Below are 14408 nucleotides of genomic sequence, written 5' to 3'. Positions count from 1 at the left end.
AAACAAAACCCAACCGCGCCAGCAAACCACCCCGTCCATCAGGTTAAGCCGTTTCGCTACCACCGCGCCATAGCGGGCGCGCTATGCACGGGATAGCGCGCGTTCTTATTCGTCCGATGCCGGCGCGTTTTTCAGGTCGCCTAAGTCCCGCGTGCCCGGCGGCTGCATCGGCAGTTCGCTGATGCGGCGCACTTCGCGTCCGTCGAGCCAGTTCGGCGAACGCGCGACGTAAAGCAGCATCGGCAGTGTGTCCTCGCCCCAGAAAAGCTGATCGTTCATGATGAAACTCGGCGTACCGAACACGCCGAGCGAAATCGCGCGGTCCGTGTTGGCCTTGAGCGTCGCCTTCGTTTCTTCGAGTTCGATCATCTTTTCGCCGTCCGGCAGGCCGACGTGCTGGCACAGATCGCGAAAGCCTTCCGGCGTGGACGGATCGCGTCCCTCGCGCCAGATGAACCGGAAAATCTCGCGGATACACGCCATCTCGCTGCCCGCCGCGACCGCGAGACGAAGCGGTTTGCTGGAATCGAACGGATGCGACGGCGGCATCTTGAACGGAATGCCGAGCTGCTCGGCGCGAAAGAGCGCGTGCCGGTACGTGAACACGCGCTTGGACGGAATCTGCGCGGCGTACGGCTGGCCCCAGTGTTCGAGGAGCGTCATCAGCCGGACGGGCGTAATTTCGAACGGCATCGCGGGCCATTTGTCATGCTGTTCGAGCAGCAGATACGAAAACGGCGAGATGAAGTCGAAGAAGAAATACGGCTGGCCGGGACTGGCCGAAGACGGGGCGCTCATGACTCTCTCCGTGACGGGTGCGGCTCTGCGGGCGCGCAGGCTTCGTGTGCGGTTCTTAGGTGTCTGGTTGTTATCTTACGTGCTGCATCAAACGGTGTCCGTCGCCGGACTCGCCTCGGCGACGCCCGCCGCGTGCGCGAGCGCCAGGCGCTGGCGCACGAAGCCGATGTGCTCGCGCAGCACGTAGAACTGGTCGGCGTAGGCGAGCGGCACTTTCATCCGGTTCACGGCGTTCTCGATCGCGTCGATCCGCTCGATCAGCGCCTCACGCTGAACGTGGTCCGGGTCGCTCATCGCTTCGCGTTCTATTGCAATCAGCGCGCCATAACAGCGGTAGAGCCGCGAGCGCACGCGCCACCGGTACAGCCCCGGCACGAGCCGCAAGCCCGGAATCAGCACCACGATGATCGGCACCAGCAGCACGATCACCCGGTCCGCGAGGCTCGCGACCCAGAACGGCAACGTCCGGTACAGGAAGCTTTTGCCTGATTTGTAATAACGTTCGGCGTCGTCGCTGATGCGGAATTCGTGGACCAGCGGCGCCGGAAATTCGTTCGCCTGCTGCAAGAGTGTCGCGCGGCCATGCACTTCGCGCGCCGCTTCGATCAGCAAATCCGACAACGCCGGATGCAGTCCGTCGCGGGCGATCAATTCGGCGGTCGGCGCGATCAGGTGAACCGGACGCGGCGGCAGGTTCTTCGCGAAATCGAACGCGCCCATCGGCATGTCGATCACTTTCAGATACGGAAAGCGCCGCGCGTAGGCGTCGGCTTGCGTGAAATCGAACAGCCGAATGCCGGGCGTGCGCAGCAATTTCCCCATCGTGGGCGGCTGCGCGGAGTCGCCCGTGAGAAACGCAGCGTCGATCGTGCCGGCGGTCAGCGCGGCGGCGGCGTCGTCGCCCGCGAGCGGCAGCAATTCGGTGTCGCCGCCCGGCTCGATCCCGTTCGCCTTCAGCAGCGCGAGCGCCAGCGCGTGCGTGCCGCTGCCTTCGGCGCTGATGGCGAGCCGCCGGCCCTTGAGTTCGGAGAGCCGCGTTTCGAGCGGACCGCGATAAAAAACCGCGAGCGGAACATAGGCGACGCTGCCGAGCGACATCAGATTGTCGTGCGTTGCGCCGGGTTTGCTCACGCCGCCCTGCACGAAGCCGACATCGACGTTCGATTTGGGATCGTCGAGGCGCTGGAGGTTTTCGAGCGAACCTTGCGACTCCAGCACGTTGAGCGTGATGCCGTTGCGCGCGAGGATCGCCTTGTATTTTTCGGCGTCGTTCCAGAACGAACTGCCGCGCGTGCCGGCGGAAATGGTCAGCGTATTCGGCGGCGCGGGCTGGATCAGGCGCACGGCAAGGTAGATGGCCGCCGCGCTCACGACGAGGATCGGCCCGAAGGTGAGCGCGAGATCGCGCCAGGAAATCGCGACGAAGCGCGCGACGATGCGCGGCGGGGTTCGGCGTCCGGAAGGCTCGGTCATGTCTGTTTCGAATACGGAAAAGGCGCTCGGGCGGCCTGTTCGAGAGGATTTCGTAAAAAATATGGGCGGCTGCGGGGCCGCTTACCTTCAGTGGAGTATCGCCGGGCCGTCGCCGAAATTGCTGCGATCGCGTCCTGGCCGCAGCGATGGCGTCGCCGGATCCGGTGTCGCCGATGGTACATGAGAACGGCTAGCCGCCGCGCTCAAGTAAAGCCCGAGGTCCGGTTCGCGGCGGCTTTATCGGCGCGGATGCCCGGGCACGGCGTCAGCTCGGTTGGCGCCCGCGCGACGCACCTTCTTAAATGCTTTGCGCTTCTTGCTGCGCTGGATTAAATTGACGTTCGCCGCTGCAATAAGCTGCGCCCGCCACGTCTACCCGGCATTTGGAACACACCAGAGCAGAACCGGGCGCGTCGCGCGATTGGGTGCAGGTTAGGCAGCAGGCCACGTTCGATCGGAACGGTTTCTGGAGGAACCGGCAGACCGGCCGAACGTTCGTTTTTTTGCGCGCCTCTCGCAACACCGTGTCATCACATCAGCCGGTTCGCCGGCGCATAGTGCATGTCGGCGGGCATGAGCCAGTCAGGTCACGCCGCTTTTCGCCGGGTGCAGCGCGTCTGTGAGCCGCTAGATGTCGTAGCCAAGCCGCTGGGTTGATGCGGTCCAAATAGAAGTAACAACTGTGCGAAGTCAAAGCGAAGCAAAAGGAGAAACTATGAAAGCAGTCGATATGTTGAAGGCACTGGGCGTGGTCGTATGCGTGACGGTGGCGTCGAGCGCGTTTGCGCAGGCAAGCGATGCAATGGCCCCGGCCGCGGATTCCGCCGCAACAACGAAGGCAGCGAAGTCGGCGACCAAGAAGACCGATCGCAAGCTCGGTCTGGACGTCCGCCGCGCGCTGTCGAAGGCACAGGGTTTTGACGTGTCGAACGTGTTCGTGCGAGCACGTGGCGGCGCGGTCACGCTGACCGGCACGGTGCCGGAAGGCGCACAGATCGCCCAGGCTGAAGAAGTGGCCAAGGGCGTGGCTGGCGTGACGTCGGTATCGAACAAGATATCGATCGGCACGCAAGGCGGTCAGTAAGTCATCGCGGCATAGCGCCACCTGCGTTTCGCGCAGGCGGCGTGGCTCCGACTGATTATTTAGAAAGGCTCCGGCGCTTGCGCCGGAGCCTTTTTTCGTCTTGGCTTCCGTGGCGGAAGTGCTTATCGGCCAACTGGGCCGACAAGCCGCGATAAACCAAGCCGCTAGCTCGCGCTGGAAAGCCACGGCTTCCAGCCGCCGAATTCGCTGATATCGACCGCGCCGTCGAGCCCGTAAGGCTCGCAGATGAACCCGGTTTCGAACGTGCCGTCGTCGAGTTCGACCTGCCCGAGTCCTAACGGCGCGGGAATCCCGGTCAGGAACGAGCCGAGTTCGCTGCTCGGCATCTCCCACACTTCCACGTCGATCGCGACGCCGCCATCGCTCACTCGCACCATGCCTGGCCGACGCACCGCGCCGTCCTCGCCTTTGAGCGCGTAAAGCCGATACGCCGCCGCGCTCTTGCCCGCGCGCACGAGCCGCGCGCCGCGACGCGTCAACTGGCCGTTGAGCGGCAATCCGTCGAGATGCGCGCCGCACACGACCACGCGCGCCCGATCCGAGCGTGCAGCGCGGGCGGGCGCGGCGGTATCGAGCGACGCGCCGCCGACGAGCGGAAGCGGGAACGTGCGCTGAAGCGTATCGGCGACACTCAGCAGATATTGATCGGTGAAGGCGCGCCCGAACACCGTGACGCCCCACGGCAAGCCGTTCTGCATGAACGCCGTGGGCGCGGCGACTGCGGCGTAATCGAGCAGGTTCATGAAGTTCGTGTAGTAGCCGAGCAGCGAATTCGGGCCGATCGGATCGGCTTCGAGTTCGGCCAGCGTCACCGGACGCGGAAAACTCGGCGTGAGCACGAAGTCGAGACCGCCAAGCGTGGCATCGCAGGTTTGCTTCAACGCCTGCAGCCGATACTGCGCGCGGAACGCATCGACGGCCGTCGTCCCCGGCGCTTTCGCGAGCACGTCGCGGATCACGGGCAGCACGGCCTCGGGCTGGGTTTCCAGCAATGCGCCCGCGACGCTGTAACGCTCCGCGACCCACGGACCTTCGTACAGCAGCTTCGCGGCGTCGGTGAACGGCGTGAAATCGATTTCGACCGCCGTGCCGCCCGCCGCTTCCAGCCCGGCGAGCACTTGCGCGAACAGCGCGGGGCTTTCGACGCAGCCCGCGAATTCCAGCTTCGAGGGCACGCCGAAGCGGAATGGCCGCAAGCGCCCGAACGCGCTGGCGTCGTTAAATTGCGGGTTGGCGCGGCTGTATGCGTCGCGGCTATCGTGCGCGGCGGTCAGCGCGAGCAGTTCGCTCGCCTCGCGCGCACTCGACGTGAAATAGGTCACGCAGTCGAGCGTGCGGCACGCGGGCACGACGCCCGCCGTCGAGAGCAAGCCTTTCGTGCCTTTCAGGCCGACGAGGTTGTTCAGCGCGGCGGGCACGCGGCCCGAGCCGGCGGTATCGGTGCCGAGCGCGAAACTCGCGACGCCGAGCGCCACCGCGAGCGACGATCCCGCGCTCGATCCGCCCGACGGATAATCGGGTAGCACGCTGTTGCGGCACTTGCCGTAAGGCGAGCGCGTGCCGTTGAGGCCGGTCGCGAACTGGTCGAGATTCGCCTTGCCGACCGGCACCGCGCCGAGCGCGATCAACTGCGCGACGAGCGTGGCCGATTCGTCCGGCGTGTAGGCGAACGCGGGGCACGCGGCGGTGGTCGGAATGCCCGCGAGGTCGATGTTGTCCTTGATCGCGAACGGAATGCCATAGAGCGGCAGCGTTTCGATGTCGCGTGCTTCGAGTGCGTCGAAATACGGCGCGAGTTCCGCTTCGCTCAGTACGTGGATGAACAGATGATAGTCATCGTTCAGCGCGACGGCGCGCGCGCGAAGCTCGCCGATCAGCGCGCGTGGCGTCGTCTTTTTGGCGCGATAGGCGGCGCGCAGCGTGGAAAGGCGCAAATCGAATGAGGTCATACGTTAGGTCCCGTTGATGTGCCTAGCCGCGGGCAATGACCGCGACGCGTTGTCCCGCGCGCACCGGCGAACCCGGCGCGACATACACGTCGCCGACCGTGCCCGCGCAGGGCGCGCAAACCGAAATCTCCATCTTCATCGACTCGATCACGAGCAGTACGTCGCCCGCCGCAACCGTCTCGCCCGTCGCGACGCGCACCTGCCACAAATTCCCCGCGATCTCGCTTTCCACGGCCACTTCGTCGTCCGCGAGCGGCGCGTCTTCGGTGGCGGCGGCGGGCGGCGGCTCGATGCTGTCCTCGTTCGCGCCCGCTTCGCGCCAGCGCTCGCGTTCGGCCTGAAACGCCGCTTGCTGACGACCTCGAAACTGCGCGATGCCGGCGGCTTCGCGCGTCAGAAAGTCTTCGTAATCCGCGAGAGACAGGGTTGTCTCCTCGATCCTGAGCGGATAGCGGCCGAGCGGAAAATCGGCGCGGATCCGCAGCAATTCGTCAGCCTCGACTTCGTAGAAGCGGATTTGATCGAAGAAGCGCAGCAGGTACGGACGGCCCGCGAAGTCCGCGATCGCACGATAGCGGTTCCACATCTGCAGCGTGCGTCCGACGAACTGATAACCGCCCGGACCTTCCATACCGTACACGCAAAGATACGCGCCGCCGATGCCGACAGAGTTTTCCGCCGTCCACGTGCGCGCCGGGTTGTACTTGGTCGTGACGAGCCGATGACGCGGATCGAGCGGCGTCGCGACCGGCGCGCCGAGATAGACATCGCCGAGACCCATGACCAGATAGTTCGCATCGAACACGATGCGTTTTACGTCGTCGATGGAAGCGAGGTCGTTGATCCGGCGAATGAACTCCAGATTGCTCGGGCACCACGGCGCGTCCGGGCGCACTGTGGTCATGTATTTGTCGATGGCGAGACGGCACGCCGGGTCGTCCCACGAGAGCGGCAGATGCACGATGCGCGACGGCGCGCGCAAATCCTTTTTCAACAGCACGGCCTGCCATTCGCGCTCGACTTCTTCGAGCAGTCGTGCGAGCGGCAGGCTTTCCGGCCGATAGTGAATCTGCAGCGAACGAATGCCCGGCGTCAGGTCGATCACGCCCGGCAACGCGCGCGCTTCGAGCGCTTGCATCAGCGCGTGGCCGCGAAAACGCAGCACGAGATCGAGTTCGGCGGGACCGATTTCGAGCAGCAGATGCGTGTCGCCGGAAAGCCGTGCGACGAGCCGCTCGTGATCCGAACCGGTGTCGAGCACGATGGGCGACGCGAGCGCCGGTGAGATTTCAAGCGCGGGTAGCGTGAGCGGTTGCAGCGTGGCAAGTTCATGAAGGCGCGCGGCCATCGCGTGCCGGGCGGCGCCGATGGAAACCGGCGTGAAGCGCACCTTGTCGCCCGCTTTCAACTGGCCGATCTGCCAGAGATCGGCTTCGATGATCGTCACTGGACACACGAAGCCGCCGAGGCTGGGACCGTCCGGTCCGAGAATGACCGGCATGTCGCCGGTGAAATCGACTGCACCGACGGCGTACGGATTGTCGTGAATATTCGACGGATGCAGCCCCGCCTCGCCGCCGTCCTCGCGCGTCCATTCCGGCTTCGGTCCGATCAGACGCACGCCGGTGCGGCTCGAATTGAAGTGAATCTCCCACTCGGTCGCGAGGAACTGCGCGATATACCGCTCGCTGAAATATTCCGGCGCGCCGTGCGGTCCGTAGATCACCCGCAAGGTCCGTAACGTTTCGGCGGCGGGCGAGGGCGGCAACGCCGCGCCCGACGTTGGATCGTGAAGCGCGTTCAGATGCAGCACGTCGCCCGCGCGCAACGCGCGTCCGCCGTGACCGCCGAACTGGCCGAGCGTGAACGTGCTGCGGCTGCCGAGATAGAGCGCGACATCCAGACCGCCGCGCACGCAGAGATACGCGCGCGCGCCCGCGCCGCGAATCGTGCCGAGCGCGAGCGTCTGTCCGGCCGCGACGAAAAAGCTCGTGCCGAGCGGCCGCTCCGAATCGTCGAGCAACACGGGCAGCGTCGCGCCGGTGACGGCCACCACAGCGTCGGTGTTGAAGCGCAAGGTCGGACCGCTCATCGTGATTTCGAGCGCGGCGGCGCTTTCGTCGTTGCCGAGCAGACGGTTTCCCAGTCTCAACGCGCGGTCGTCCATTGGACCGGACGGCGGAATACCGACGGCCCAATAGCCGAGCCGTCCCGGAAAATCCTGCACGGTAGTTTGCGTGCCGCCGCTCACGATTTCCACCGTATTCGCGCGATACCGTAATCCTTCGAGACAGCGCGTCCACGGTTCACCGGAGGCGAACGGCGTGTCGTCGATGATCTGGCGCAGATAGTCGCGGTTCGTCTCCACGCCGTAGAGGCGCGTGGCCGCCAGCGCACGTTCGAGCGCGCGGCGTGCGTCGTCGCGCGTCGGCGACCACGCGATCACCTTCGCGAGCATCGGATCGAAATAGGGCGGCACTTCGCAGCCCGCTTCGATCCACGTGTCGATGCGCAGCGCGCGGCCATCGGCGGCCGGGAACGAGACGTCCGTGAGCAAGCCGGGACTAGGCTTGAAATCGCGGCCCGGATCTTCGGCATAAAGACGCGCCTGGATCGCATGGCCTTGCGGCTTGAGCGACGCTGCAAGCTCGGCGAGCGGCGCGAGCGTGCCCGCCGCGAGTTCGATCATCCAGCGCACGAGATCGACGCCCCATACCTGCTCGGTCACGCCATGCTCGACCTGGAGGCGCGTGTTCACTTCCAGAAAATAGAACTGCTCGGCCGCGCTGTCGTAGACGAATTCGACCGTCCCCGCCGAGCGGTAACCGACCGCGCGGGCGAGCCGGATCGCGGCTTCGCACAGCGCGTCCGCCATGCCGTCCGGCAGCGACGGCGCGGGCGTTTCCTCCAGCACTTTCTGGTTGCGCCGCTGTACCGAACAATCACGAACGCCGAGCGCGATGGCATCGCCCCGGCCATCGCCGAATACCTGCACTTCCAGATGGCGCGCACGCTCGATGTACTTCTCGATAAACACGCCCGCGTCACTGAAATTGTTCTGGCCGAGCCGCTTCACCACGTCGAAATGCGCGTTCAGATCGGCGGCGTTCCAGCACACGCGCATGCCGATCCCGCCGCCGCCCGCCGTGCTTTTCAGCATCACCGGGTAGCCAATTTTTTCGGCGGCTTGCAGCGCGGCGTCGATGCCTTCGAGCAGTCCCGTGCCTTCGAGCATCGGCACCCCCTCGCGCGCGGCGATCGCGCGGGCCGTGTGCTTGAGACCGAACGCACGCAATTGCGCGGGCGTCGGGCCGATAAACGCGATCCCCGCTGCTTCGCACGCTTCGCCGAATTCGGCGTTCTCGGAGAGAAAGCCATAGCCGGGATGAATGGCCTGCACGCCGTCGCGGCGCGCGATATCGAGAATCTTCGCGACGTCGAGATAGGTGGACGCGGCCGGGCCGTCGCCGAGCGCGTGGGCGGCATCGGCTTCGCTCACATGCAGGCTCGCGCGGTCGGCTTCCGCATAGACCGCGACGCCCGCGACCTGAAGCTCGCGCAGCGTTCGGAGGATACGGCGCGCGATGGCGCCGCGATTGGCGATCAGGACTTTCTCGAACATGAGATGAGCGCAATGCGTGGGCGGGCCGTCCCGCCACGTGAGAATTGCATGCCGCGGTCGTCCGCGGCAGCGCGCGCTTTTAGCGCTGCTTTAGTTCGTCGCGCGTACGCGTGCAGCTTCGTCCCGCGCGCACGAGCAGCACGAAATACAGCCAGTCGCGCACGCGCTTCAGTTCCATATCAGCAACTCGGCGGGCGTCGGGTTATACGCATTGCACGGGTTGTTCAATTGCGGACAGTTCGAAATCAGCACGATCACGTCCATCTCCGCGCGCAGTTCCACGTACTTGCCCGGCGCGGAAATGCCGTCTTCGAACGTGAGGCCGCCATCGGGCGTGACCGGCACGTTCATGAAGAAGTTGATGTTCGCGCCGATGTCGGTTTTCGACAGACGTCCGTCGTGCGCGCACGCACGCAAATAGTTGTCCCTGCAACTATGCATATAGCGCTTTTCCAGCGCGTAACGCACGGTGTTGCTTTCCTGGGCGCATGCGCCACCGAGCGTGTCGTGACGCCCGCACGTATCCGCGACGATGGTGAGCATCGGATTGCCGAGGTTCGAATACAGCACGGTGCCGGTAGTCAGGTACAGACGCTTCTGGCGGCGCAGCGTGCGCTGCGGGTCGAAGCGTTCACGCGGATCGGCGAGGCTGTAGAAGAGCGTATCGACGGCCTGGTTGCCTTCGAGATCGAGGATGCGCAAGGTCTGGCCCGCTTTCAGTTCCTTGAGCCACGGTTCGCCCGCGGCGAGCGTCTCGCGGAACACGGCGGCTTCGGGTTGCAGGCGGCTTTCGGTCAGCACGCTGGTCATATCAGTTCTCCGCTCAGAGGAAAAAGCGATCGGTGTTGATAAAGCCGCGCACGTTTTCATCGCACGAGGTGCGGCACAGTTCGGCCACTTCGCGCTCGGCGGTGCTCAGTTCCAGCTTCACGGGTTTCGGTGCGTATTCCGGGTTCGTATCGAGTGGATGCTGGATCGCGGTGAGCACGACGAGCGTGTTCATCGGCGCGTAGAGTTCCACCGTGTCGCCCGGCTTGGAATTACCCGCGACGAACTGCAGCGCGCCGTCGTCGGATACGTCCACGCGGCTGAACAGGTTGAGCGTCATCAGCAGGTCGGACACGTTGAGTCCCCACTTGCCGAGTTCGACCAGCAGGTTGTCCGTGCCGTTGCGATAAAACGCGTTACGCAGCGACTGATAATTGCCGTCGCCATATTTCTCGTGCACTTCGTCCGCATTCGATACCCCGCCGATCGCGTCGTGCCAACCGCACGTATCGGCGACGATCGCGGCGAGCACGCGTCCCATGTCGGAGTAAAGGCAGTGTCCGGCGGTGAGCTTCGCGGTGTGCTGGCACTTGAGCGAATCGGGCAGATTCAGGCGTTCGCTTTTTTCAGTGGCGTTCACCATCATGACGCTCACGTTCGCGCCGCCGCGCAGGTCGGTCAGGCGCAACGACTGGCCGCGCTTCACGATCAGCGAAGCATGTCCGCCGCCGGGAACGGTTTCTTCGAGCAGCAAAGTCATGTGTCGGGTTCCTCAGACCGCGACCGCATCCGCGCGCGCCGCGCCTTCCACGGCGGCTTGCGCCACGTGAAGGGACGACGCCGAATCGCGGCTGTGGTCGAGTGGAATGTTGTAGGTGATGCGCGCGCCGTAAGCGCCGGGCGCTTGCGGGTCCACGCGCACCTTGTCGAATACGAGCACGCGGCTGCCGAGCGTGAAGCCTTCCTTCAGATCGTGCGTGACCATGAAAACCGTCACGCCTGTTTCGCGCCACAAACTCAGCAGCAATTCGTGCATGTCTTTACGGATGCCCGGATCGAGCGCGCCGAACGGTTCGTCGAGCAGCAGCACGCGCGGCTTCATTACGAGCGCCTGGGCGATCGCGAGACGTTGCTGCATGCCCCCCGACAACTGATGCGGAAACTTGTCGAGCGACGCGCCGAGACCCACGCGTTCGAGCATCGCGACCGCTTCGCTCACGGCGTTGCGGCGACGCGCGCCGAAGAGCCGCCCGGTGAATTTTGCGTGCGGCAGTTCGAGCCCGAGCAGCACGTTGCGCATCACGCTCAGGTGTTCGAACACGGAATAGCGCTGGAACACGACGCCGCGATGCGCGTCCGGTTCAGGCGGCAACGGCTTGCCGTCGAGCAAAATCTCGCCGCGCGTCGCGCGTTCCTGGCCGAGCAAGAGGCGCAGAAAGGTGGATTTTCCGCAGCCCGACGCGCCGACCATCGAGCAGAATTCGCCTTCCTTGATGGTCAGGTTCAGCCGCTCCAGCACGACCTGTTCGCCGTATTCCTTCCAGACGTTGCGGACTTCGATCATCGCGCGCCTCCGCCGTACCACGGGAACGCGGCTTTGGTGAGACGGCGCAGCGCTTCGTCCATGAGCCACGCGAGCAGCGTGATCCACATGACGTAGGGCAGGATCACGTCCATCGCGAGATAGCGGCGCACGAGGAAGATGCGATAGCCGAGGCCGTCCGTCGATGCAATCGCTTCCGCCGCGATCAGAAAGAGCCACGCGGAACAGAGCGAGAGCCGTAACGCGACGAGCAGGCGCGGCAACAGTTGCGGCACGATCACGCGCAGCATCAGCGTCCAGCTCGATGCGCCGAGCGTCTGCGCTTTCACCCACAGCTCGTTCGGAATTTCGCGGGCGCGCTGCTGAAGATCGCGGATCATCATCGGCGTGATGCCGATCACGATCAGCACGACCTTCGACAGTTCATCGAGTCCGAACACGATGAACAGAATCGGCAGCACCGCGAGCGGCGGGATCATCGAGATCACCGTGATGAACGGCGACAACGTGGCCGTCACGAGCGGAATGCTGCCCGTCAGGATGCCCGCGACCAATGCGATCGACGCGCTCACCACTAGCCCGATGGCGAGCCGGCGCAGGCTCGACGTCGTATCGGCCCACAGTAGATGCTCGCCGGTGCGCTTGTCCTCGGTGAACGCGTATTGCTGGATCGCGTCGCGCATCTGCGTGGCGCTCGGCAGGAGCTTGTCGTCCGCGTTGGCCGCGAGGCGCATCGACGAACTGGTGAAGTACACCGCCACCAGCACGATGAACGGCATGAGAAGCAGCATCAGCGCGCCGCCTCGGCTGGGATGTCGGTTGATGAGTCGCATCGGAACGCCCTTGGCTGTTGCGGATTTAGAGCTTGCCTTCGGCCGCCATGCGCACATAGCTCGGATCGAAACGCAGCTTCACGTTGCTCTTGCTGCCGACGATCACGCCCTTGTCGAATGCCATGCCGACCGCATCCGGATTCGGCGCGCCCTGGCCGAGCAGACCGTGATCGAACGAGAACTTGGCGACGCGCGTCATGGTTTGCGGCAGCGTCGGGCTGGTCGCGAAGTCGAGCGCGGCCTTGGGCGTGTAGAAGAGCGCGGTGGTCGAGAGTTGACCCTTGAAGCCTGCGAGATCGGTGCCGGACGCCTTCGCCATCGACGTCAGCGCCGCCGTGCTGGTGCTGCTCTGCGCGTGCATCAGCGCGACCATTTCGAACCAGGCGCCGGTGAGCGCCTTGCCAAGCGCCGGGTTGTCCTGGAGCGTCTTGGTGTTGACCACCATCATGTCCATGATTTCGCCGGGCACCTTGCTCGAATCGAACACTTCGGTCACGTTCGGCTGCGCCTTCAGATCGGCGAGCATCGGGTTCCAGGTCACGGCCTGCTTGACGGCGGGCGTCGCGAACGCAGCGGAGATATCGGCATCCGACGTATTGACGACCTTGATGTCGCGCTCGCTCATGCCCGCGGATTCCAGCGCGCGGGCCAGCAGATAGTGCGAGACGGAGAGCTCGACGAGGTTGATCGACTGGCCTTTGAGGTCGGCGACCTTTTTGCCCTTGCCCTTGATGAGCACGCCGTCGTTGCCGTTCGAGTAGTCGCTCACGATCAGCGCGGTCGAATCGACGCCGCCGGTCGCGGGAATGGTGAGCGCGTCCATGTTGGTCATGGCGCATCCGTCGAACTTGCCGGCCGTGTACTGATTGATGGATTCGACGTAGTCGTTCAGTTGCACGACGTCCACGTTGATGCCGTACTTCTTGGCCCATTTGGACACGATGCCTTGTGTCTTGGCTTCGCCCCAGGGCATCCAGCCGGCGTAGATGGTCCAGCAGACCTTGAAGTCCGTGCGGGCGGCGAATGAGCTTGAGGCGTAAAGCGAGGCGAGCGAGAACGCGGCAATGCCGATAAGACGGGAGAACTTGGGCATGGATGACCTCGGAAGGCGGTTGATGACGGCAGGAGCGGCGCGACGTTTCGATCGCGTTCTCTCCCGGGCTTTTATCCCGCCGTGTAACCTCGCCTGAGGTCGACAACTCTCGGACCAGCATCCGCGCGAAGCGGACCGGAACCCTAGTCGTCCATTGACAAATTGTGCGTGCTAAACCGGTGAAGCGCCGGCTCCTTGAATTGTTTCAAGCGATAAGCATGCCAGGCGCGTCGGCCTTACGTGGTAAGGATGGACGCGAAGCTGACGGTATGGGATGCACGACAATGAAGCGCGCCACGCGATACGAAAGCGCGCGTCGCACGAATCGGGTGCGCGGTTTTTCGAGGCTAGGGCGCGGATGCGGCTGAGGCCGGCACGACTGGCGCCGGTAACGCCGGAAGTGGCGCCGGCGCGATCGCAGTGGCCGCAGCAGCGGGCGCCTGCACGACGATCGGCGTCGGCGTCAGGTCCGGCGAATTGAGTATTAGCGAGGGCGCGAGCGTGCGGGACTGCACGGTATCGCCGGGAACGGGCGAACTCGTCGGCACCGTTCGCAAGTAAAAGCCGACCAGGCTGAAAAAGCGATCGTAGAACTTGCCCGCCGGGACGGTTTCGCTGGAAATCTTCACCATCGCGTCGCTGTTCGAGCGGATCGGCAGCGAGAGCGAGCCGAGCACGCTCAGGCCCACGCTCGCCGATGTATCGCTTTTCTTCAGCGCGTAGCCGTCCTGCACGGCGTTCACATACGCAATGCTCGTGTTGCTGGCGTTCTCGCCCGGCGTACACACCACGTGAAACGACACCACGACGTGCGTTTCGGCCGCCGGCTGGAAATTCTTGGTGGCATCGACGGTGTCGGGTTGTGTCATCGTCGTCATGTAGCCTTGGGAGAGCAACGCGCGCCGGGAGGCTTCGCAGGTCTGCGCGGTGGTGGCGTCGAAGTTGTGCGCGTAGGGGGTCGAGCCGGTGTTGAACAACTCCTGCTGGTAGCTCGGCGTGGGAGCTTCCTTGCCGCCGCACGCGGCGAGGAAGGCGAGCGGGACGCAAACGAGAAGGGTGCGGAGAAACGGGCTTTGCATGACGGCGACGGGTCGGAACACGGCGGAGGGCCGGTATCGAGTTTGGATCAGCGGGGCTAGATTGTAGTGCGCCCGGCGCGCGGACGTAAAAAAGCAATTGAATCCGTTGGTTACATGAAAGCGGGGCGGCGCTGCGGCGGGTTTG

Annotated in this window: 11 protein-coding genes and 1 riboswitch; of the genes, 1 reads left to right on the top strand and 10 read right to left on the bottom strand. The window is 64.5% G+C overall.

Features of this window, described 5'->3' with window-relative positions; all coding sequences use genetic code 11:
* Positions 1 to 105 precede the first annotated feature (105 nt).
* Complete coding sequence (locus AC3D25_RS12645; RefSeq protein WP_488888718.1) at positions 106 to 798, bottom strand: 2-hydroxychromene-2-carboxylate isomerase; 693 nt, start codon at positions 796 to 798, stop codon at positions 106 to 108.
* 87 nt (positions 799 to 885) lie between these two features.
* Entirely contained in the window at positions 886 to 2271 is a 1386-nt protein-coding gene (locus AC3D25_RS12640; RefSeq protein WP_488888717.1) for a TAXI family TRAP transporter solute-binding subunit, read from the bottom strand.
* Between the two features lie 715 nt (positions 2272 to 2986).
* Here AC3D25_RS12640 and AC3D25_RS12635 point away from each other — a divergent pair.
* On the top strand, positions 2987 to 3355 hold the full coding sequence (locus AC3D25_RS12635; protein ID WP_488888716.1) for a BON domain-containing protein: 369 nt from the start codon (positions 2987 to 2989) through the stop codon (positions 3353 to 3355).
* A 164-nt stretch (positions 3356 to 3519) separates the two neighbouring features.
* Here AC3D25_RS12635 and atzF read toward each other — a convergent pair whose 3' ends face one another.
* From atzF to AC3D25_RS12595, 8 genes are all read right to left on the bottom strand, one after another.
* Positions 3520 to 5325, bottom strand: coding sequence for an allophanate hydrolase (atzF, locus tag AC3D25_RS12630; protein WP_488888715.1), 1806 nt, complete (start codon positions 5323 to 5325; stop codon positions 3520 to 3522).
* 22 nt (positions 5326 to 5347) lie between these two features.
* Positions 5348 to 8947, bottom strand: a complete 3600-nt coding sequence (gene uca, locus AC3D25_RS12625; RefSeq protein WP_488888714.1) for an urea carboxylase — start codon at positions 8945 to 8947, stop codon at positions 5348 to 5350.
* A gap of 168 nt (positions 8948 to 9115) precedes the next feature.
* Complete coding sequence (locus AC3D25_RS12620; protein WP_488888713.1) at positions 9116 to 9757, bottom strand: urea amidolyase associated protein UAAP2; 642 nt, start codon at positions 9755 to 9757, stop codon at positions 9116 to 9118.
* A 13-nt stretch (positions 9758 to 9770) separates the two neighbouring features.
* Positions 9771 to 10475 carry an urea amidolyase associated protein UAAP1 gene (locus tag AC3D25_RS12615; protein WP_488888712.1) on the bottom strand — a complete coding sequence of 235 codons (705 nt, stop codon included), beginning with the start codon at positions 10473 to 10475 and terminating at the stop codon, positions 9771 to 9773.
* Positions 10476 to 10487: 12 nt separating this feature from the next.
* Positions 10488 to 11279, bottom strand: coding sequence for an ABC transporter ATP-binding protein (locus tag AC3D25_RS12610; protein ID WP_488888711.1), 792 nt, complete (start codon positions 11277 to 11279; stop codon positions 10488 to 10490).
* Positions 11276 to 12091 (bottom strand): ABC transporter permease, encoded by an 816-nt coding sequence (locus AC3D25_RS12605; RefSeq protein WP_488888710.1) that lies wholly within the window; start codon positions 12089 to 12091, stop codon positions 11276 to 11278. Before AC3D25_RS12605 ends, AC3D25_RS12610 begins: the two co-directional genes overlap by 4 nt.
* A 25-nt stretch (positions 12092 to 12116) precedes the next feature.
* A complete protein-coding gene (locus AC3D25_RS12600) occupies positions 12117 to 13184 on the bottom strand; it encodes a putative urea ABC transporter substrate-binding protein (RefSeq protein WP_488888709.1) in 1068 nt (355 codons plus the stop codon).
* A 58-nt stretch (positions 13185 to 13242) separates the two neighbouring features.
* A riboswitch (guanidine-I (ykkC/yxkD leader) is annotated at positions 13243 to 13342 on the bottom strand.
* 189 nt (positions 13343 to 13531) lie between these two features.
* The gene (locus tag AC3D25_RS12595; RefSeq protein WP_488889684.1) at positions 13532 to 14263 is read right to left on the bottom strand and encodes a DUF2242 domain-containing protein; all 732 of its coding nucleotides are present in this window, start codon (positions 14261 to 14263) and stop codon (positions 13532 to 13534) included.
* Positions 14264 to 14408: the final 145 nt, after the last annotated feature.

The organism is Caballeronia sp. SL1002, assembly GCF_057814995.1.
The sequence above is the reverse complement of the archived record's forward strand: the minus strand, read 5'-3'. Positions and strand labels throughout refer to the sequence as shown.